This is a genomic window from Clostridioides sp. ZZV15-6388 (genome assembly GCF_020657755.1).
Lineage (GTDB): Bacteria > Bacillota > Clostridia > Peptostreptococcales > Peptostreptococcaceae > Clostridioides.
The window spans coordinates 1-21,749 of record NZ_JAGWCU010000018.1 but is presented as its reverse complement, the minus strand read 5'-3'; the positions used below and the strand labels follow the sequence as shown (position 1 = coordinate 21,749).

The following is a 21,749-nucleotide window of genomic DNA, read 5'->3' as shown; positions in this document are numbered from 1 at the left end:
GAAATTTTTTTTGTTTTTTGCACAAACTATATAATAGAAGGAGCTGAGAAAATGGAAGAAAGCTTATTAGGTGCAAATTTATTTAGACACTCTTTTATAGTAGCAGTAATTATAGGAATATTGTGTAGAGGATTAGTTTTAAGAGTTACAGACAAGCAATACCCATCGAGACCGCAAGATTATTTAGAACAAATAATAATATCAGGACTTTCAGCTTCATTGGGTGCTATAGCATTACCTGCACTTATAGATAAGGAGTTTGCAGCATTAACATTTTTTGCAGTAGCAATACAACAATTTCAAGGTCTTGCAGAGCAAGAAAGAATAACATTAAAAAATATCGACAATGAAGAATTAGTACCAAAAGGAGATGCTTATGTAGAAGAAATAGCATCTACGTATGAATCTAGAAGTTATATCAGTCTTTTTTCTGCACTAGTATCTTCTATAGTTTATATTACTGTTTCAAAACGATATGACCTTAGTTTTGTTTATTGTACAATACTAGCTGTTATAGCAGGAGCTTTAGTTGGTTTAATTTTTAGAAGATTTCTAAGACGAAATAGTATAGCAGATATAGCAGATATAGTTCCTGCTGAAGTAAGTTTTGAAGGGCCTATTTTAAAAGTAAATGGTGTAATAATAACTAATATAGGTTTAGAGAATACAAGAGAAAAATATAAAAATGAATGTCTAGCTATAGAGATTATACCAAGAGATTTGGGTGCATTTGGGATAGTAAATGATATAGGGCAAAGACAAGCTATAATACATAATCTATTTATTCATATGGGTATAGATAAGGATGTAGATGAGGTTGATATTGTAGCTATATCTAAAACTAACTTAGAAAAAAGCACTGTGGTTGTACCATATGTACCAATACTCAAGGATATAGATGTAATGATAGATGTAGTAAAGAGCACTCCTATCATAGAGACATCAAAAGGAAAACAGAGTGATTTTTCTAGAAAGACTTTGTAGATTTATATGTGAACATTTTATATTAGATATTTTAGGAGTGATTTAATGGATAGAGTATTTTTTGTTGCAGTTATTATTGGTATGACATCAAGAGTCATAATGTTAAATTTAGACCAAAAACAGTACCCTACACAACCAAATGTTTTACTATCTCAGCTTATATTAGCCTTTGTTGCTTCGGCATTAGGAGCATTACTAGTTCCAGCTCTTATAAATCGTTCTTATACATCGATAACATTTTTATCTTTGGCAGCAGAACAGTTTAGACAAGTAAGAGCAAATAGAAGGAATACATTACAAAACTTAGAAGAAGTTCAACTTGTAAAAAGAGGAGCTGCATTTATAGAAGAGATAGCTAGAACTTATGAAGTAAGAAATTATATGTGCATAGTTACATCTTTTTTAACAATAGGATTATATTATGTAATTATTGAAGAAACTAAAATAAGTGAAGGCATGAGTTTGATAATAAGTTCAATTTGTGGTTTATTATTAGCTTTCATGCTTAAGAAACTTCTTACTAGAAAAAGTATTGGAGATATAGCTGATGTAATGCCTGCCGATATTAGCTTCGTAAATGAATCTATACTAAAGGTGGGAGATTTAAAAGGGATAACAAATATAGGTCTAAAAAGTGATAGAGAAGTATATATTAATAGAGGTGTAGGAATACAAATAATTCCTAAAGATAGAGATTATGCTAATGCAGGAATATTATTTGATTCGGGTCAAAGACAAGCGATAGTATACAATATATATTCGAGATTAGGTTTATATGGAGATTATGGAGAACCTGCATTTGTACCATTACCTAGACGAAATAAAGATGATGAAAGTATAATGATTGCTTATTTACCAATAGATAGGAATGTTGATAAGGTAATGGAAGCTGTAAAATCATGTCCAATACTTTCAAGCTCTAAAGGTAAAAACTTATCACTGAAAAACTATAAAATAGGAAAGAAAGGAAGTGCATAAAATGGGAATGGATATAGGTCTAAATGAATATACCCTAGCAATAGTTACACTAGATAAAAATATGAGAAATGGTGGAGGTTGTCCGATATTTTATGCAAATGATGAAAAAGATTTGCAAAATAAGGCGATGCTCATGTCAAAGTGTGTAGGCGGAATGGTTCACGATATGACTAATGGAACATTAATAATAGTAAAGCATTAAAACTATAAGGTACTTTTAAGGGCAAATAATGTTCAAATTTATAAAATATTTAAATTTGAATATTATTTGTTTTAATCTTTTTATAGCTATTTACTTATATTGACTATTAGAATTAAAATGTGTTATTATGACATGAAATGTTTAAAAATGCTATTGTAAAATACAATAAAGTAATAAACTGTATATTAAAATATATTATAATAAATATTGATGAATATAAAAGAGTGGTGAAAAAATGGAAGTAAATGTAAAAAAAATAAATAATATTATAAGTAAAGTTTACAAAGATAGTATTGCAGAAGAAATAGGTATAGAAGTAGGAGATTTACTTATATCTGTAAATGAACAACCAATACATGATATAATAGAGTATAGATTCTTACTAAGTGATGAGTATTTAGAGGTAGAAATACAAAAAAAAGATGGTGAAGTCTACATATATGAGATAGAAAAAGACTATGATGAAGATTTGGGCGTTGAATTTACAAATCCAATAATTGACCAAGCTAAAAGTTGTAGAAATAAATGTATGTTTTGTTTTATAGACCAGTTGCCAGAAGGAATGAGAGAAACTCTTTATTTTAAAGATGATGACTCAAGATTGTCTTTTTTACAAGGAAATTTTGTTACACTTACAAATATGAGCGAAGAAGATATAAATAATATAATTAAATACAGAATAAGTCCTATAAATATATCTGTGCATACAACTAATCCAGAATTAAGACAAAAAATGATAAGCAATAAATTTGCAGGAAAATTATATGGTATAATGAAGAGATTGGCAGATGCTCATATAGAAATGAACTGTCAAATTGTTTTATGTCCAGGTATAAATGATGGAAAGGAATTGGATAGAACAATAAAAGAATTAGCTCAACTTTATCCATATGTAAATAGTGTTGCTATAGTTCCAGTTGGAATTACAAAGCATAGAGAAAATTTAGCAGAATTAAATATATTTGATAATAATGGTGCAAGTAAAACTATAGAGCAAATTCATGAAATACAACAGAAATATCTTGAGAAAATAGGGACTCGATTTGCATTTTTATCGGATGAATTTTATATATTATCTAGTAGAGAATTGCCTGGATATGAAGAATATGAAGGATTTTTACAGTTTGAAGATGGTGTAGGTATGATACGTAAGTTAAAAACAGAGATTGAAGAGTATCTAAACACATTGTCTGAGAATAGTCTTAAAAGAGACAAAAAGGTATCAATAGCTACTGGACATTCTGCATATGAATTTATACAAAGTATGGCAGATGCTATGATGGACAAGTTTAAGAATCTTCAAATAGATGTTTATGAAATAAAAAATAAGTTTTTTGGAGAAACAATAACAGTATCAGGCCTTTTAACAGCGAAAGATTTAAAAGAGCAACTTGAGCATAAGGAATTGGGAGAAGCTCTTTATATAACAAGAAGTATGTTAAAAGCAGATGAAGAAATTTTCTTAGATAATATTGAACTAAATCAGTTAGAAGAACTTATGAAAATAAAAATTATCCCATGCTTAAATGAAGGAAAAGATTTTGTGGATAAAATTTTAAAATAGAAAACAAAAGATGGAAGGAGAAACAACATGAGTATAAGTAGGCCAGTTGTAGCTGTAGTTGGGAGACCAAATGTTGGTAAGTCTACAATATTTAATAAATTTGCAGGAAAAAGGATATCAATAGTTGAAGATACACCAGGAGTTACAAGAGATAGAATATTTGCAGAAGTAGAATGGTTAGATAAATATTTTACATTAGTAGATACAGGAGGTATTGAACCTGATAGCGAAGATATAATATTATCTCAAATGAGAAGTCAAGCTATGCTTGCAATGGACATGTCACATGTAATACTTTTTATAGTTGATGGTAAGGCTGGAATAACAGCTGCTGATAAAGAAATTGCTCAGATACTTAGAAAAACAAAAAAACCAGTAATTCTAGTGGTTAATAAAATTGATAGTCAAAGTCAGTTTGACAATATATACGATTTTTATGAATTAGGTTTTGGAACTCCTTTTGGAGTGTCAGGAGCCAATAGTATGGGATTTGGAGATTTATTAGATGAGATAGTTCAAAATTTTCCAGCAGGATTAGATACAGAGTATGAAGAAGATATAATAAGAGTAGCTATAACAGGTAAGCCAAATGCAGGAAAGAGTTCTATACTTAATAAGATATTAGGAGAAGAAAGAGTAATTGTAAGTCCAATTGCAGGAACTACTAGAGATGCAATAGATACTTATTTTGAAAAAAATGGGCAGAAATTTCTTCTTATAGATACAGCAGGGCTTAGAAGAAAAAGCAAAATATATGAGACAATAGAAAAATACAGTGTAATAAGAGCTATGAGTGCTGTAGATAGAGCAGATGTAGTGTTGATAGTTATAGACGCTTTGGAAGGCGTTACAGAGCAGGATACAAAAGTTGCAGGTATAGCACATGATGAAGGTAAGGGATGTATATTTGTAGTCAATAAATGGGACTTAATAGAAAAAGATAATAAGACAATGAGTAATTACACAAAAGATATAAAAGAAAAATTCCCATTTATGATGTATGCTCCAATAGTATTTGTTTCTGCAAAGACTAATCAAAGAATGAATAAAATATTAGACACAGTTGAATATGTATCAAATGAACATTCTAAGAGAATATCAACTTCAGCATTAAATGAAGTAATTGGAGAAGCTGTAATGTTAAATCAGCCACCATCTGATAAAGGTAGAAGATTAAAAATTTACTATGGAACTCAAACAGACATTAGACCTCCTAAAATTACTTTATTTATAAATGACAAGAACTTAACTCACTTCTCATATCAAAGATATCTTGAAAATAAGATAAGAGAAAACTTTGGATTTGAAGGAACTTCCATAAAGTTTGAGTATAGACAAAAAAATAAAAAGTAAATATCTAAAATATAACTAAAGGAGGTAAGTTCAGTGGAGATATTTAGTTATATAATTATTGCTGTAATTGCATATTTATTAGGCAATATATCAACCTCGTATATAGTTGCAAAGCGAATTGCGGGGGTTGATATAAGGACTCAAGGTTCGGGTAATGCAGGCTCGACAAATGTACTTAGAACACTTGGGAAAAAAGCAGGAGCAATGACTTTTTTAGGTGATGTTTTTAAAGGTGTAATTGCTGTTTTGATATCGGAAATTGCAGCAAAGTTGGTTGGTATAGATACTCTTTTAGCTGGATATCTAGCAGTTATATGTGTTGTAGCAGGTCATAATTGGCCAGCAGTTTTAGGATTTAGAGGGGGTAAAGGTGTTGCAACTTCATTAGGTGCAATGCTTGCTGTAAATCCAGTAATAACATTAATGTGTTTGGCCGTATTTATATTGGTGGTAATTATAACAAAATATGTTTCATTAGGTTCTGTTGTTGGGATAGGTTGTTCACCAATATTTATGATTATAGCAAAAAATAAAGCTGGGCTAGTTGTAGCTTTGTTTTTAAGCATATCAGTAATATATAATCACAGAGCAAATATAAAGCGATTATTAAATGGGACAGAAAGAAAAATTGGTCAAAAGAAAGAATAGTAAATATATTATACTCAGGTGGTGTTAAATATGGAGAAAGTATGTGTATTAGGTACTGGAAGTTGGGGAAGTGCATTAGCTTTAGGTCTTGCAAATAAAGGTAATGATGTGAGCATGTGGACCCGAAAAGAAGAACAAGCTAAAAAAATAAACAGGACTAAAGAAAATACAGACTATTTACCAGGAGTATTATTTCCACATAATATAACGATAAGTACTGATATAGAAAAAACTATAGAAAATTGCAAAGTAATAGTTTTAGCAGTTCCATCTCAAGCCGTAAGAAGTACTTGTGAAAAAATAAAACCCTTTGTAAAAGCTGGACAAATTATTGTTAATGTAGCAAAAGGTCTTGAAAAAGGCACTGGACTTAGATTGTCTCAGGTATGTGAAGAAGAATTGCCACAAAATCCATATGTAATACTATCTGGCCCATCTCATGCTGAAGAAGTAGCAAGAAATATACCTACTACAGTAGTAGTAGCATCTAAAGAATTAAAAATAGCACAGAGTATACAAGATTTATTTATGAGCCCTAAACTTAGAGTTTATACAAATCCAGATATAGTTGGAGTTGAACTTGGAGGAGCATTGAAAAATATTATAGCTTTTGGTGCTGGTATATGTGATGGATTAGGGTATGGTGACAATGCAAAAGCAGCTCTTATGACAAGAGGAATTAGTGAAATGAGTAGACTTGGTACTGCTATGGGAGCTAATATGTCTACATTTGCAGGCCTTTCAGGCATTGGAGATTTAATAGTTACTTGTACAAGCATGCATAGTAGAAATAGAAGAGCGGGTATACTTATAGGTCAAGGGATGAGCTTAGAAGATACCTTAAAAGAAGTAAAGATGGTTGTAGAAGGAATAACTGCTACTGAAGTAGCACATGATGTTGCTGAAAAGCTGAATATAGATATGCCAATAACTAATGCTATATACTCTGTAATAACTAAAGGTGCAAATCCTAAAGAAGTTGGAATAGAACTAATGATGAGAAGTAAAAAGCACGAAATGGAAGAAGTAGTTTTAGGTGATGATATATAAACTTATTGCACAATAAAATAAAAAAATAATAGATGTGTTTTAGCCCTCTTTTTATAAAGAGGGCTATTTTAATATTACTTAGCATGTTTTATTATGTATTCAATAGAAGAAATCATTTTCATAGTTAACTCATCATCATTAGAATTTTTTCCTGTGTTCTTTTTTAAGAATAATAGATTTTGATAAAAAGAAATAATTATATCATTGATTATGTCTAAATCTTTAGATGGTATATATCCAGTATCTACAAGATTGTTCAATAGTATTTTATTTCTTTCTTTTATACTTTTTCCTGTAATCATTAGAGATATATCACTGTCATGAATACCTAAGTCTTCTGGAAACATATCATAATATTGTTTTATTATATAACTAAGTTCATCACTGGACAAGTTAAAAAATACTTGATAAAAAGCTTGGGCATTGTCAAAAGAATGTTTACAAAATAATTTCCACATAATTATATATTTCTTATATTCATCATTTACATTCTCTATACACCTTGAAATATTTAAGTTATAATCTTTAAAATATTTTATAGATGCAAATGATATTAGATGGTCTAAATTTTTAAAGTAGTTGTATAGGGTTGAACTGTTATAGCCAGCCATATCTGCAACCTTACGAAGTGTAATATTTTCTATTCCTTCATTTTCCATAATGTTTTGAGCAGCTTCTATGAAATACATCAATATCCTTTTCTTTTGTAATTCTTTATTTGTCATTTTATTCACCTACAAATAATCAATATAGTTTATATAATCGTGATTTTATCATTAAATTTATCATAAATCAAGAATAATATTCCAAAATATAATATATATTTGTTATATTTTAGATAATTTAATATCAGCAGAATATAAAAAATATTTAAAAATTAAATCGTGATTGACAAAATAATCATGATTATGATAAAATAATCACAAATAAATTTAATTTACATACGAATACAACAAGTACTAAAAATATTAAGAATTTTGAAATGATATATTCATACTTGTTGTATTGAATAAATTATTTGAATATTGAGAAAGAGGTGTACTATGTCAAATAACATGAGACTAGAAAGATTAAGAAAGTATATGAATGAAAAAAATATTGAAATTTCCCTAATATTTGAACCAGACAACCAATTTTATATTAGTGGATTTAAAGCAATAACTTATTCTAGACCAATTGTAACAGTAGTAACTCAAGATAAAATAGAATTAATAGTGCCTGGATTAGAGGAGCTACATGCTAAAGAAGTTGCAAAAGTTGATAATGTATATGTATATTATGAAATACCAGAAATGAAAGAACATGGAATATCACATAAACATTACTTAGATATAATTTTAAATAGATATCCTAAAGGGATAACTGTTGGGATAGAAAAAGATATAGTATCTGCAAGCTTTTCAGAATATATAACTGAGAAATCATTTGCTATTAAAGATGTTGGAAGTAAAATATTTGAAATGAGATATGTAAAAGACGCAAGAGAGATAGAATTTTTAAAGATAGCTGGTTACTTATCTGATATAGGAATAAAAGGTTCTTTGGAAAATGTTAGAGTTGGGATGAGTGAATTGGAATTTGACGTTGCAGGGGATAATGCTTTACTAAAATATGTATCTGAAAATTATCCTGATACATATATAGGATTTGCAAACTGGACTTGTTCAGGCATCGATAGAACAGCACAACCACATTTAGACTCAAATACTAGAATACTTCAAAGAGGAGATATAGTAATACATAGTAGACAGGTTTGGTATGAAAACTATAGAGCAGAAAATGAAAGAACTTTTATTATAGGTAAGCCAACAGAAAGACAAAAGGAAGTATTTAAGATTGCAGTAGAAGCTCAACAAGCTGGATTAGATACAATAAAAGCTGGAATACCAGCAAGAATGGTGGATGAAGCAGCAAGAGCTGTTGTTGCAAAGCATGGTCTAGAGTTATATTCAAATCACAGAATTGGTCATGGTTTAGGTTTATCAGAACATGAAGAGCCATATTTAAGATTTGACAATGAATTAATACTAGAAGAAGGAATGGTATTTTCTATGGAACCAGGAATATATATACCTGGAGTTGGAGGATTTAGACACTCAGATACAGCAATAGTAGGTAAAAATAGTGCTACAATTATAACTAATTATCCAAGAAGTGTTGAAGAGCTTATACTTGATATTTAAATTAGTACATATGTATGAATTTAAGTAAATTTAAAATTGGAGGAATTACAGTGAAAAAGAAGATTGGATTTTGGGATTTAGTATTTATGAATATATCAGCACTATTTGGGATTAGATGGATAGCTAAATCTACTGCCTCTAGTTTTGGGTTGGGTCTTGGTTCGATACCAGTTTGGTTGTTGTTTGCTTTTATATTCTTTGTTCCAGCATCACTTATATGTGCAGAGTTGGCTGCAACATATCCAAAAGATGGTGGACTTGGAGAATGGGTTAAACAGGCTTATGGAGAGAAGTGGGGATTTATGGTGTCATGGTTAAATTGGACATCAAAGATATTTTGGTATTCTTCCTTCTTGACATTTTTAGCTATAAATATTGCTTATATGCTTGGAAATCCTGCTCTATCAAACAATAAGATGTTTATTTTAGTGCTTTCACTTATAATATTCTGGATGTTATCCCTAGTAAGTACTCGTGGAATGGCATTTGGAAAATTCTTTACAAATACAGGAGCATTAGGTTCTACAATTCCGGCTATATTACTTATAGTGATGGCATTTATGTCTGTAGTTATTCTCAAAAAAGCTCCATCAGCATCTGTATATACAATCCAAAATATAATACCAAAGATAGATGCTAATTCACTAGTTTCTATATCTGCTATAATATTTGCACTATCAGGAGCTGAAACAACTGCTAATTTTATAACTGAAATGGATAATGCTAAGAAAAACTTTCCTAAAGCTATATTGACAGTAGCTGTTTTAATAGGAGGAATCTATATCCTAGGTTCAGTAGCAATAACAATGATACTTCCTCCAGATGAAATTGCAGCATCAACAGGAATACTAGATGCACTAGCTAAAGTTGCACAAGATTTAGGAATAGGAAGTTGGTTTATAAGAGTAGTAGCATTTGGGATAACTTTATCGGTACTTGGAGCACTAATACTTTATATAGCAGGTCCAGTAAAGATGCTTTTTGGAAATGTAAAAGAAGGTGTATTTCCTAAGCAATTAACTGTTACAAATAAACACAATATACCATCAAATGCTGTAGTAATTCAAGCTATAATAGTGAGTCTACTTCTTATAGGAACAAATTTACTGCCATCAGTAGATAATATATATAATGTTCTTGTTACTATGACAGCATTAACGGCATTGTTTCCATATGTATTACTTTTTACGTCTTATATAAGACTTAGAAAGACAAGACCAAACGAAGAAAGACCATACTCAATTGCAAAAAGTGATTCAGTTTGTATCAATATAGCTAGAATGGTACTTGTAGTGACTGTAGTGGGGATACTTTTTTCAACAGCACCAGTTATGGAGACTTTAAAAGATAATATAGTTTATGAGATTGAGATGATAGGTGGAGGTCTTTTTGTTATATTAACAGGTTTAATGATATGGAAGAACTATGAAAGGAAGGTATCTAATAATTCTGGGGATTCCTATAAATAAAAATATAATTATTTTAGTGAGCTAAAAGCATTTGTCTTTAGTTCACTAAAAATTATGGATAAATTAACATAATATATTAATAAATCTATAATATGTTGGGATGTTGAAAAATCAATAATTAGCTATCGTAAAAATTTATGAGTATTTACATAAGGAGGAAATATGTCAGTTGAAGTAAATAAACCAAGCATTTGGAAAAATTTCAAAGTCTTAATAATACTCTTTGTAGCAGGAGCCTTTATATATGCTTTACCATATTTAAAAAATTATTATTATGATACTTTTGCACAAGCATTTAATCTTACAAATACACAAATGGGTAGTTTAGGAAGTATTTATGGTTTACTTGCAATGGTATCATACCTTTTTGGTGGTTTCTTAGCAGATCGTATTTCAGCCAGAAAGCTACTTTCAGGTTCTTTAATTATTACAGGAGTATTGGGTCTTGTATTAACACTTTATCCTCCATATACTATTGTATTTTTAATCCATGCTTTATGGGGAATAACAACAATACTTACTTTTTGGCCAGCGCTTGTAAAAGCTGTTAGGATGTTAGCCTCTGAAAATGAACAAGGAAAGGCTTTTGGATTTATGGAAAGTGGTCGTGGAATTACCAATGCAATTCATTTATCTCTAGTCTTAATATTATTTGGATACATTTCATCAAAAGTAAGTGATAAATCTGGTCTTACAGCTATTATAGTGTTGTATTCAGCTATAAATGTAATAGTTGGATTATTAGTATTTTTTAAGTTAAAAGATAATGAAAAAGAGGTATCAGCCAAATTTGATAAAGAAGCTTTCTTTACAGTAATAAAAATGCCTCATACATGGATAATAACAATAATAATGTTTTGTTCATATTCAGCTAATATGTCATTTTACTATTTTACGCCATATTCAACTGAAGCATTTGGAGCAACTGTAGTATTTGCATCTGCAATATCAATATTAGCTCAGTATTGTAGACCAGTAGCATCAGCAGCCTCTGGATTACTTGGAGATAAAGTTGGTTCATCAAAGATTATATCTTATGGATTTATACTTATGATTGCAGGACTTTTAGGTGTAATATTTACACCAACAAAATCTTCTATGATTTATGTACTATTGATTGGATGTGTTGCAATATATGTATCTATGTATGCCATTCAAGGTTTACACTATTCGTTACTTGAAGAAGGCAATTATTCACTATCGATATCAGGAACTGCTATAGGTATAGTTGCTACATTAGGATATCTTCCAGAAGTACTTTGTCCTCTAGCAGCAGGAAAGATATTAGATGCATTTCCAGGTGTAACTGGATATAAGTACTACTTCATAGTTCTTACTATAGTAGCCATAATTGGATTGGTGTTTACATTTATATGGATGAATATGACTAAAGAAAGACGTAAAGAGCTTATTGAAATGAATAGTAAGTCAAATGAAAATACTACTAAAGTTAGTTAATATAATACACTACTATTTGGGCTAGCATTATAATTTAATTTACATTGAAATTTGCAAATTTCTATATGTAAACTAAATTAATATTGCTGGTCTTTATTTTTCTATTTTAAGAATATTAACCTCGAAATCTAAATATAATTTAATAAGATTAGATGTATAGGAGGAATAATATGAATAATAATATATACGAAGATATATCCAAAAGGACTCAGGGGGATATATATATTGGAGTAGTGGGACCTGTAAGAACAGGAAAATCAACTTTTATAAGAAAGTTTATGGAAAAGTTGGTTATCCCAAATATAGACAATGAGTTCAAAAAAGATAGAACAAGAGATGAGATACCTCAAAGTGGTTCAGGCAAAACTATAATGACAGTAGAACCAAAATTTGTACCAGCAGATGGTGTAGAAATTAAAATAAAAGACACAGTATCTTTAAAAGTGAGAATGGTAGATTGTGTTGGATACATAGTTGAAGGAGCTTTAGGTCATGAGGAAGGTGGAAAGCAAAGATTAGTATCCACTCCTTGGTCACAAGAAGCTATGACATTTGAGAAAGCAGCAGAGATAGGGACTAAAAAAGTTATAAAAGACCATTCTACAATAGGAATAGTTGTCTTAACAGATGGTTCAGTTACTGGTATTGACAGAAAAAGCTATGTAGAGCCAGAAGAGAGAGTTATACAAGAATTAAAAAATCTTAAAAAACCATTTGCTGTGGTTTTAAATACGTTAAGTCCTAGAAGTGAAGAAACAAGTCTGCTTAGAAATGAATTAGAGGAAAAATATGAAGTTCCAGTTCTTCCAATGAATATAGTTGAAATGGAAGATGAGGATATAGAAGAAGTTATGGAAACTGTACTATATGATTTCCCACTTACAGAAATAAGAATAAACTTACCTAAATGGGTGGAAGGTCTTGAGAGAAATCACTGGATAAAAAGCAGTATAATAACAACATTAAAACAGAGCATTATAGACATAGGTAAAATAAGAGATATAGAAGGAATTATGCAAGGTTTCTCTGAGTTAGAGTTTTTAGATGATACAGGTGTTGACCATGTGGAGTTAGGAGAAGGTGTCATAAATATTGACTTACAAACAAAGCAAGATTTATTCTATAATGTCCTTGAAGAAAAAAGTGGATTTAAAATTGAAGGAGATTATCAATTGCTTAGCCTGATAACTAGATTATCTAAAGTTAAAAATGAGTATGATAAGATAGAAAGTGCTTTAATGGATGCTAAGATAAAAGGATATGGAGTAGTAGCACCTTCTTTAGAGGAACTTAGCTTGGAAGAGCCAGAAATAATGAAACAAGGAAAACAGTATGGTATTAAGTTAAAAGCTAATGCACCATCACTTCACATTATAAAAGCAGATATATCTACAGAAGTTTCTCCTATAGTTGGAAATCAAAATCAAGGTGAAGAGATGATAAAATATCTCATGGAGGTATTTGAAGAACAACCAGCAGATTTGTGGGAGTCAAATATGTTTGGTAAGTCACTTCATGATTTAGTAAAAGAGCAGCTTCAAAGTAAATTATATACTATGCCAGAAGAGATAAGGGTTAAGATGCAAAAGACTCTACAAAAAATTGTAAATGAAGGAAGCTCTAATATTATAACTATTTTATTATAAGAATATAAGCTATTTATTAAAGTTAAACACTTGTTTACTTTAGTAAGTAGCTTTTTATTTATAAAAATTGACAATAAGTTCTAATTATGGAAAAATTATATTATATGAGATACATTTTTTAACATTATTATATTAAAAATATTAGGAGTAAAAGATGAAAAAATCTGAAATATTTATTTTTGTAAGCATAATAATACTCTGTTTTGTAATTTTTCCAAATAAGGTCTTTGGACAAGAGGAAACTTGTCTTGAAGATTTTAAAAGGTGGGTTCAAGAAAATAAAAATAATAAAGAAGAAATAGTTTATACTCTTTCTTGTGATATGGTAATAGATGAAGAGTTTAGATTTTATATTCCTTATGACAGTAATTTTACAATAGATACTAACAAATATAAAATACTGATAAAAAATCATGGAAAATTTATTATTGATGATAATGAACTAAATATAATAGGTGAAGGAGGAAAAGAAGGAGTAATACATGTAGAAAATGGTGGAAGTATAAGTATCGGTATAAATAACATAATTGCTACTGATGGGACAGCTTTATACGTCGAAGAAGGAGGAGATTTATATCTTGCATCATCCTATGAATATGTTGAAAAAATAAAGGCAAATGGAAAAAATGCAATAGGAATTTATACTGAAAATGATATCAGAATACCAAATAAGGATATAGAAGTGAATGGAGAGAGTGCTATAGGTGTTTATTCTAAAGGTGATGTTGAGATAGAAGAATCTTCAATAAAAGTTTATAGTAGTAACAAAGAAAATGGATTATTAAGAGATAATAATGAGTTGGTACAATCAATTGTATCAGAAAGCAAGAAAATTTATATAATTGGTAGTTATAATGAGCTTATACCAGCCATATCTGAAGATTCTGGCTATAATATTGTAAAATGTTGCCATAGGGGAATTGGTGTATTTAGTGAAGAAATAAAAGTAAGTAAAGATGATAAAATAGAAAATATAAAATTTTCCAAAGATATGGTATTAGAAACATCTAGCAGTAATCAAATTGATATAGATGTAGAATGGGATTTTACTGATTATTATGAAAAGCTAAAAAAAGAAGAAAATTTTAGTATAACAGGAAAGTTTAAAACAGAAACATTAAATAAAGAAAAAATTATAATAAATGATGATGTTGTTCCTATTTTGAATATATCTGTTGTAGAGAAAAAGCCAATAGACAATTTGGAATTGGAATTTCAAAATACAAGAAATGGATATGTAGCTGCTTTGTATTATGACATGCCATATAGTGCAAGTAAAGTTTTTGTTGAATATTCAAGCGACGGAATCAATTGGATATCTGAAGAACAGGAGGATATTAGAGAGCAAGCTATACTTTTCTTTGAAGATTTTAAGCTGCGTTGTTTTAGAGTAAGAGTGGAAGGAGGATTAAAAGAAGGGTATTCAAATATAGTTTTTAAACCAGGATTTATAGTGGGAGGTGGCGACAACCAAGAGACACCAGATGATGAACGGGAAAATGATGATATTGATGGTGACCGTGGCGGTGGTGGTAGAGATGACCCAGATAGAGAAGATTCTGAGATTATTGGAGATACAAATGACAATAATGAGAGTGAAGCTACTGATGAGCAAATACCTGAAGATTCCAATAAAGTTACAGAATCTAATGATGAAGAAAAAGATAATAAACCTCAGAAAGATGAAAATAATGATAACTCAGATGAAAAAAATATTAATACAGAGAATGAAACAGACAAAAACATTAATAATCAAGACAAAAATTTTAAGAGTAATGATTTAATCATGAAAAATAAAATTGAAAATAGTTTAAAGGAAATATTAACAGAAAATCACAATGAAAATGATGAATCTTCCAAAAGTACATTTAATGACAAGAATACCTTAAATCGACAAGATACTTCTGAAGTAGGTAAGTTTAATGATAAATTAGACTCTCCTTCTCAATCACAGAATAAAACTCAAAATTTTAATAGTGGAATTATCATTGGAATTGGAATTGTAGTTTCAACAATGCTATGTTCAATAACAGCAGTAAATCCTGGTATCATAAAGTATATAAATAAATTTATAAAATTTAAATAGTAAAATAAGTAAAATTGTTTAAAATAAGTTAATTTTATTTGATAAGAGAATTAGTAGGAGAAAAATATGAGCAAAACAAACAAAGCTTTTATTCTTATACATTTGTTAATTGTGATTTTTGTGCTTTTCCCAAATAAGAGTTTTTCCCAAGAAAGTAATTGTCTGAATGATTTTAAAAGTTGGATTTTGAAAAATGAAGATAACAGTGAAAAAATAGTTTACACTCTTCCTTGTGATATGGTAATAGATGATTATTTTGAACTTAATATTCCATATGGAACTAAGATTACGATAGATACTAATAAGTATAAGATACTCATAAAAGATAAAGGGAATTTTTTTATCAATGGGAATGAACTAAATATAGTTGGAGAAGGTGAAACTGAAGGTGTAATTCATGTAGAACGAGGAGGAAAGCTAAGGATAGGAATAGACAATATAACTGCTTTAAATGGGACTGCTTTATATGCAGAAAAAGAAGCTGATTTATTTATAGATACATATTATGGTGAGGTTGGAAACATAAAAGCAAGTGGAGAAAACGCTATAGGAATTTATTCGGAAAATGATGTTAGAGTAGACTGTAAAACAATTGAAGTTGATGGAGAAAATGCTATAGGAATTTATTCTAAGGGAGAAGTCGAAATAGAGGATACTTCAGTAATTGTTAATGATGATAATAAACAACAAAGTATAGGAGTAGGAAGTAACTCTAAAAAAGGAAAATCAATTGTATCAGAGACTAAGAATGTCTATATTATAGGAGACCAAAATATGATAATGCCAGGTATACCTCGAGATGATGATTATAATATTATAAGGTGTAATCGTAGAGGTATTGGAGTCTTTGAAGAGGAAATAATGATAACAAAAGAAGATAAAATAGAAGGTTTAAAATTCCCTCAAACTGTAACTTTAAAAACTTCTAGTGGAAAGTTTGTAACGTTAGATGTAGATTGGGATTTATCAAATTACTATACTGATTTAAATAAAGATACAGAATTCATAATAAAAGGAAAATTTAAAGAAGAACATCTAAATGAAAAGAATATAGTGCTAAATGATAATGTTGCTCCTATTTTATATGTTCATATTACAAATAAAGGACCTATAAATGATTTAGAAGTATTTTTTATAAACTCAAGAAAGGGTTATTCAGCTCTTTTCGATTATAGTATGCCATATAATGCCAAGAAGGTATTTGTAGAATATTCTGATGATGGTATAAATTGGGTAAGCAAAGAATTAGATTATATTAGCAACCAAGCTACACTTAATTTTGAAGATTTTAAGTTGAGATGCTTCAGAGTAAATGTAGAGGGTGGATTGAGAGACGGATATTCAAATATATTTTTAAAACCAGGATTTGTGATAGGTGGAGGTAGTGACCAGATGACACCAGAAGATGACCGAGACGTTATTATCGATGGAGGTGACCGTGGAGGTGGTGGTAGAGATGACCCAGATAGAGATGACAGTAGCAGTAAAAATGAGGGTAATAACAATGAAAATAAAGAAAATAATAATGGCGAAAATAAAGAAAATAATGACAGTGCTAGTAATGAAAATAATGATTCTAATGGAGGAAAACCAAATGCTCCAGAAGATAACATAGGACCAAGTGCTGGTGGTGTTGATGATAAAAATCATCAAAATAATAAAGAAGATGCCAATATAAATAGTGATAAAGAAAATGATTATGAGGATAAAAATAAATTTAATAGTAAAAATTTAATGCCAGAAGATGATAGCAATTATAATTTAAAGCAAAAATCAGTATTTAGCAATAATAATCAATATTTCTCCTATAGGAATGTTTTTGTAAACAAAAATCAAGAAATAGATAATGGAAAGTTAGGAGTAAATAATTATGACGAAATAGCAAATTACAATGAAAATCTTAAGTCTATACCTAAAAAATATAATTTAAACAGAGAGATTTTCTTTTTACTCTGTATATTAACTCCAACTATGATTGGTTCTATATTAGCTGTAAATCCAAGTGTAAGAAAAAATGTAATAGAATTCATACAAATAAAAAAATAATTTTTAAAAAGGTATTATTTAGTGAATTATAAAGTTGATAAATAATACCTTTCAGTATTATGAAAACTATATATTACTATCAATAAAATGATATATAATATACAGTTTCGTTAAATAGTATAAAAATAATAGAATATTGAAAAAAAATTGACAAATGAATGTATAGGTATTAAAATATATTAAATATATACATAAAAAGTGATTTACCAACAAATAAATGAAATATATGTTAACAACTAGTTCAATTTGTAAAAATGTAAGATTTATAAAAAAATTAAGGGAGGATATTATTTATGAGAGCAATTTTAACAGTAATTGGGAAGGATAAACCAGGTATAGTAGCAGGTATTAGTGATGAGCTATACAAACAAAATATTAACATAGTAGATATTTCACAAAAAATACTTCAAGAATATTTTACAATGATTATGGTAGTTGATTTAGAAAAAGCATTAAATTCTTTTGAGCAAACAGTTGAAGATTTAATTGAAAGAGGAAAGAAATTATCAGTAGATGTAAAAATTCAAAGAGAAGAAATATTTAATTCAATGCATAATCTGTAGCAAACAGTAAGGGGAGGTGATAACAGTGAATGTAGGAAATATACTTGAAACAATCAAGATGATAGATGAAGAACAGTTAGATATAAGAACTATAACTATGGGGATTTCATTACTAGATTGTATAGACCCTGATGGAGATAAAGCGAGAGAAAAAATATATAATAAAATTATGAATTCTGCTAAAAACTTAGTAAAAGTTGGTAAGGATATAGAACGTGAATTTGGTATTCCAATTGTAAATAAAAGAGTATCAGTAACTCCAATCTCTATTATTGCAGGTGCAACAGATGAAGAAGATTATGTGAAATTTGCACAGACATTAGATAGAGCAGCAGAGGATTTAGGGATAGACTTTATTGGTGGATTTTCAGCATTGGTTCAAAAAGGATATACAAAAGGTGATAAGATATTAATTAAATCAATCCCAAAAGCTTTAGCAAGTACTAATAAGGTATGTGCTTCAGTAAATGTAGGTTCTACAAGATGTGGTATAAATATGGATGCAGTAAAAGAAATGGGAGAAATTATAAAAGAAACTGCAGAAATGACAAAAGATGCAAAAGGTTTTGGTTGTGCAAAACTAGTAGTATTTTGTAATGCAGTAGAAGATAATCCATTTATGGCAGGAGCATTCCATGGTGTTGGTGAAGCAGATAGAATTATCAATGTTGGTGTAAGTGGTCCTGGAGTTGTTAAGAGAGCTTTAGAAAAGGTAAAAGGAGAGCCATTTGATGTTGTCGCAGAAACTGTTAAAAAGACAGCATTTAAAATTACAAGAGTTGGACAACTTGTAGCAAAAGAAGCTTCTAATAGACTAGATGTCCCATTTGGAATAATAGACTTATCATTAGCTCCTACACCTGCAATTGGCGATTCTGTAGCAAATATATTAGAGGAAATGGGTCTTGAAGTTGTTGGTACTCATGGTACTACAGCAGCATTAGCCCTTTTAAATGATGCTGTTAAAAAAGGTGGAGTTATGGCATGTTCACATGTTGGAGGACTTAGTGGAGCATTTATACCAGTATCTGAAGATGCAGGTATGATTGATGCTGTTATTAAGGGTGCTTTAAGTATAGATAAACTTGAAGCTATGACTGCAATTTGTTCTGTAGGTCTTGATATGATAGCTGTGCCAGGAGACACTACAGCAGGTACACTTGGAGCTATGATAGCTGATGAAGCAGCAATAGGTATGATTAATAATAAGACTACAGCAGTTAGAATTATACCAGCACCAGGATGCGATGTAGGTGACATGGTCGAGTTTGGAGGTCTTTTAGGACGAGCACCAGTAATGCCTATAAATAAAAATTCATCTGAACTATTTACTCAAAGAGGAGGAAGAATTCCAGCTCCTATACATTCATTTAAAAACTAAGTACATTTACATATCTAGTATAATTTAAGAAAAAATAGTTTTCTATTTAGAACAAAGTCTAGATTAAAAAATTATAACTAAGAACATAAATTTAAAATTAATTATTTGAATTAAAGCAATAATAAAGGGGATGTGTCAAAATAAAAATTTGAATCATCTCTTTTTTTGTAAAAAAAGAGAGAAAAGCAATTTAAAAATATTGTATGTGATGCTGGATATGAAAGTTAAGAAAACTATAAGTATTTAGAAGATCAAAACCTTAATTCATATATTAAACCTGCAAATTACAAACAAATTAAAAAGCATAGCTTTAAATCCTATAGTAGGAAGAAAAGAGAATATGAAATATGATTCTGAATCAGATGTATATACTTGTGCTAATAAGAGACTTCTTAGACCTATATATCTGAAAAAGAGAACGAATAAAAGTGGATATACATCTGAAGTACAGGTGTATAAATGTGAAAGCTGCAATGATTGCTTTTTATGTAGCAAATGCTTTAAAGGTAAGAATAATAAAAAGATTGAATATTCTTGAATTTAACTAAACTTAGGAAGCGTAGTCAAGATAATATTAAAAATAAAGTAGGAATTTTGCTTAGAATGTATTACTCTATTCAAATAGAAGAAACTTTCGGTGTTACAAAACAAGACTATAAATGTAAGAAATTAATATTATCTATTGGCGTTAGCCTTTGATATTTATAAATTGCATAATCGAATACAAAAATATAGATTCAGAAAACACTTATTTGAAATAGCTATGTAGTTAATTTTTTATACATATGCTTTATTTCTTGTTCTCAAATTTACTCAGTATTAAAATTTAAGATACTAATCAAAAAAGGAGTTAAACTTAAAATTTGATTAGAAAAAAATCAATTTTGAGATAACTCCTGTTTTCCACTTAGTTAATATAAAACACTAATTCAAATCTAGTATTTTCAATACTTTCAATCACACAAAGCACTGAATTATAAGTAGTGTTTTTGATATTTAAAAAAACACCTTGTAAAACAGTATTTCCAATTCTTACAGCGTTTGTTTTCAAAATATTGCACACTGCATATTATATATTCATTATATCGTATTTTATCTAGCAAAAATCTAGATTTATTAAATAAACTAAATATAAAGAACTAAAATTATTTAAATTTATATATACATTTTTTATTTAGTTTTAGATAAAGAAACAGAGAAATTTGAAACTATTTTGTTTTGTACGTATTCACTATAAGACTAGAGTACAAAGAAGAAAAAGTAATGGAGGGAAGAAACTACTCACATACTACTTAGTTAATATAAAAAGAATACTCTTTAAATAAAACAATAGAAAGACCTTCATTTACATACTACTTAGTTAACATAAAACCTTCCAGGTAAATTTAATGAATTTATCTTACCTGGTGAATTTACATACCACTTAGTTAATATAAAACTTGGATAGGCTTTACAACAAGCATATGCTAATAATTTATTTACATATCACTTAGTTAATATAAAACCCTAATATAAAATCATTATTTTCTTAAATATCATACACTGAATATTTATTATAACATATCTTATATTGAAAAAATTTTCCATTTATTGAATAAATAAAATAACTTATATAATAAATTATATATACACTTTTTATTTTAGATAAAAAAGTAGAGCAGTTTGAAACTACTCTATTTTCCATCTATTTTGAAAAATATAGAAAATAAATATGAAATATGATTCTGAATCAGATGTATATACTTGTGCTAATAAGAGATTTATTAAAGTTACATATCTAAAAAGAAAACAAATAAAAATGGATACATATGAAGTACAAGTGTATAAATGTGAAAGCTATAATAATTGCTTTTTACGTGGAAAATGCTTTAAAGGTAAGAATAATAAAAAGATTGAATGTTCTAAAGTTTTAACTAAACTTAGGAAGCGTAGTCAAGATAATATTAAAAATAAAGTAGGAATTTTGCTTAGAATGAATCACTCTATTCAAGTAGAAAGAACTTTCAGTGTTACAAAACAAGACTATAAATGTAAGAACTTAATATTATCTATTGGCGTTAGCATATGATATTGATAAATTGCATAATCGAATACAGAAAAGAAAATTTGGAAAATACTTATTTGAAATAGCTATGTAA

Annotated in this window: 18 protein-coding genes; 17 read left to right on the top strand and 1 reads right to left on the bottom strand. The window is 28.9% G+C overall.

Annotated features, from left to right (window positions below; genetic code table 11):
- Window positions 1–51 precede the first annotated feature (51 nt).
- From KGF48_RS12055 to KGF48_RS12025, 7 genes are all read left to right on the top strand, one after another.
- Window positions 52–984, top strand: a complete 933-nt coding sequence (locus KGF48_RS12055) for a YIEGIA family protein (RefSeq protein ID WP_227839461.1) — start codon at window positions 52–54, stop codon at window positions 982–984.
- A 45-nt stretch (window positions 985–1,029) separates the two neighbouring features.
- Window positions 1,030–1,962 (top strand): YIEGIA family protein, encoded by a 933-nt coding sequence (locus tag KGF48_RS12050; RefSeq protein WP_227839460.1) that lies wholly within the window; start codon window positions 1,030–1,032, stop codon window positions 1,960–1,962.
- A gap of 1 nt (window position 1,963) precedes the next feature.
- A complete protein-coding gene (locus KGF48_RS12045; protein WP_227432429.1) occupies window positions 1,964–2,164 on the top strand; it encodes a capping complex subunit for YIEGIA in 201 nt (66 codons plus the stop codon).
- A gap of 235 nt (window positions 2,165–2,399) precedes the next feature.
- A complete protein-coding gene (locus tag KGF48_RS12040; RefSeq protein ID WP_227829163.1) occupies window positions 2,400–3,728 on the top strand; it encodes a DUF512 domain-containing protein in 1,329 nt (442 codons plus the stop codon).
- A 27-nt stretch (window positions 3,729–3,755) separates the two neighbouring features.
- Window positions 3,756–5,081, top strand: a complete 1,326-nt coding sequence (gene der, locus KGF48_RS12035; protein WP_255287738.1) for a ribosome biogenesis GTPase Der — start codon at window positions 3,756–3,758, stop codon at window positions 5,079–5,081.
- A gap of 33 nt (window positions 5,082–5,114) precedes the next feature.
- Complete coding sequence (gene plsY / locus KGF48_RS12030; RefSeq protein ID WP_227829162.1) at window positions 5,115–5,729, top strand: glycerol-3-phosphate 1-O-acyltransferase PlsY; 615 nt, start codon at window positions 5,115–5,117, stop codon at window positions 5,727–5,729.
- A gap of 30 nt (window positions 5,730–5,759) precedes the next feature.
- Window positions 5,760–6,779 (top strand): NAD(P)H-dependent glycerol-3-phosphate dehydrogenase, encoded by a 1,020-nt coding sequence (locus tag KGF48_RS12025; protein WP_227432432.1) that lies wholly within the window; start codon window positions 5,760–5,762, stop codon window positions 6,777–6,779.
- Window positions 6,780–6,853: 74 nt separating this feature from the next.
- Here the strand turns inward: KGF48_RS12025 and KGF48_RS12020 are convergent, their stop codons facing one another.
- The gene (locus KGF48_RS12020) at window positions 6,854–7,504 is read right to left on the bottom strand and encodes a TetR/AcrR family transcriptional regulator (protein ID WP_227839459.1); all 651 of its coding nucleotides are present in this window, start codon (window positions 7,502–7,504) and stop codon (window positions 6,854–6,856) included.
- Window positions 7,505–7,822: 318 nt separating this feature from the next.
- Here KGF48_RS12020 and KGF48_RS12015 point away from each other — a divergent pair, with 318 nt between their 5' ends.
- The 10 genes from KGF48_RS12015 to KGF48_RS11970 all read left to right on the top strand — a co-directional run bounded on the left by KGF48_RS12015 (window position 7,823) and on the right by KGF48_RS11970 (window position 21,679).
- Window positions 7,823–8,962, top strand: coding sequence for a M24 family metallopeptidase (locus tag KGF48_RS12015; protein WP_227839458.1), 1,140 nt, complete (start codon window positions 7,823–7,825; stop codon window positions 8,960–8,962).
- Between the two features lie 14 nt (window positions 8,963–8,976).
- Window positions 8,977–10,431, top strand: coding sequence for an amino acid permease (locus tag KGF48_RS12010; protein ID WP_255626172.1), 1,455 nt, complete (start codon window positions 8,977–8,979; stop codon window positions 10,429–10,431).
- A gap of 162 nt (window positions 10,432–10,593) precedes the next feature.
- The gene (locus KGF48_RS12005) at window positions 10,594–11,889 is read left to right on the top strand and encodes an MFS transporter (RefSeq protein WP_227839456.1); all 1,296 of its coding nucleotides are present in this window, start codon (window positions 10,594–10,596) and stop codon (window positions 11,887–11,889) included.
- Window positions 11,890–12,059: 170 nt separating this feature from the next.
- On the top strand, window positions 12,060–13,535 hold the full coding sequence (spoIVA, locus tag KGF48_RS12000; RefSeq protein WP_227829157.1) for a stage IV sporulation protein A: 1,476 nt from the start codon (window positions 12,060–12,062) through the stop codon (window positions 13,533–13,535).
- A 154-nt stretch (window positions 13,536–13,689) separates the two neighbouring features.
- Complete coding sequence (locus KGF48_RS11995) at window positions 13,690–15,621, top strand: hypothetical protein (RefSeq protein ID WP_227839455.1); 1,932 nt, start codon at window positions 13,690–13,692, stop codon at window positions 15,619–15,621.
- 66 nt (window positions 15,622–15,687) lie between these two features.
- Entirely contained in the window at window positions 15,688–17,667 is a 1,980-nt protein-coding gene (locus KGF48_RS11990; protein WP_227868077.1) for a hypothetical protein, read from the top strand.
- A 293-nt stretch (window positions 17,668–17,960) separates the two neighbouring features.
- The gene (locus KGF48_RS11985; protein WP_227432440.1) at window positions 17,961–18,230 is read left to right on the top strand and encodes an ACT domain-containing protein; all 270 of its coding nucleotides are present in this window, start codon (window positions 17,961–17,963) and stop codon (window positions 18,228–18,230) included.
- Window positions 18,231–18,255: 25 nt separating this feature from the next.
- Window positions 18,256–19,611, top strand: coding sequence for a PFL family protein (locus tag KGF48_RS11980; RefSeq protein WP_227829154.1), 1,356 nt, complete (start codon window positions 18,256–18,258; stop codon window positions 19,609–19,611).
- 340 nt (window positions 19,612–19,951) lie between these two features.
- Complete coding sequence (locus KGF48_RS11975) at window positions 19,952–20,149, top strand: transposase (protein WP_227839453.1); 198 nt, start codon at window positions 19,952–19,954, stop codon at window positions 20,147–20,149.
- Between the two features lie 1,173 nt (window positions 20,150–21,322).
- Window positions 21,323–21,679, top strand: a complete 357-nt coding sequence (locus tag KGF48_RS11970; protein ID WP_227839452.1) for a transposase — start codon at window positions 21,323–21,325, stop codon at window positions 21,677–21,679.
- Window positions 21,680–21,749: the final 70 nt, after the last annotated feature.

Coding starts and splice junctions, on each gene's coding strand:
- KGF48_RS12055 (WP_227839461.1), top strand. CDS start 52: ATGGAAGAAAGCTTATTAGGTGCAAATTTATTTAGACACTCTTTTATA.
- KGF48_RS12050 (WP_227839460.1), top strand. CDS start 1,030: ATGGATAGAGTATTTTTTGTTGCAGTTATTATTGGTATGACATCAAGA.
- KGF48_RS12045 (WP_227432429.1), top strand. CDS start 1,964: ATGGGAATGGATATAGGTCTAAATGAATATACCCTAGCAATAGTTACA.
- KGF48_RS12040 (WP_227829163.1), top strand. CDS start 2,400: ATGGAAGTAAATGTAAAAAAAATAAATAATATTATAAGTAAAGTTTAC.
- der (WP_255287738.1), top strand. CDS start 3,756: ATGAGTATAAGTAGGCCAGTTGTAGCTGTAGTTGGGAGACCAAATGTT.
- KGF48_RS12025 (WP_227432432.1), top strand. CDS start 5,760: ATGGAGAAAGTATGTGTATTAGGTACTGGAAGTTGGGGAAGTGCATTA.
- KGF48_RS12020 (WP_227839459.1), bottom strand. CDS start 7,504: ATGACAAATAAAGAATTACAAAAGAAAAGGATATTGATGTATTTCATA.
- KGF48_RS12015 (WP_227839458.1), top strand. CDS start 7,823: ATGTCAAATAACATGAGACTAGAAAGATTAAGAAAGTATATGAATGAA.
- KGF48_RS12010 (WP_255626172.1), top strand. CDS start 8,977: ATGAATTTAAGTAAATTTAAAATTGGAGGAATTACAGTGAAAAAGAAG.
- KGF48_RS12005 (WP_227839456.1), top strand. CDS start 10,594: ATGTCAGTTGAAGTAAATAAACCAAGCATTTGGAAAAATTTCAAAGTC.
- spoIVA (WP_227829157.1), top strand. CDS start 12,060: ATGAATAATAATATATACGAAGATATATCCAAAAGGACTCAGGGGGAT.
- KGF48_RS11995 (WP_227839455.1), top strand. CDS start 13,690: ATGAAAAAATCTGAAATATTTATTTTTGTAAGCATAATAATACTCTGT.
- KGF48_RS11990 (WP_227868077.1), top strand. CDS start 15,688: ATGAGCAAAACAAACAAAGCTTTTATTCTTATACATTTGTTAATTGTG.
- KGF48_RS11985 (WP_227432440.1), top strand. CDS start 17,961: ATGAGAGCAATTTTAACAGTAATTGGGAAGGATAAACCAGGTATAGTA.
- KGF48_RS11975 (WP_227839453.1), top strand. CDS start 19,952: ATGAAATATGATTCTGAATCAGATGTATATACTTGTGCTAATAAGAGA.
- KGF48_RS11970 (WP_227839452.1), top strand. CDS start 21,323: ATGAAATATGATTCTGAATCAGATGTATATACTTGTGCTAATAAGAGA.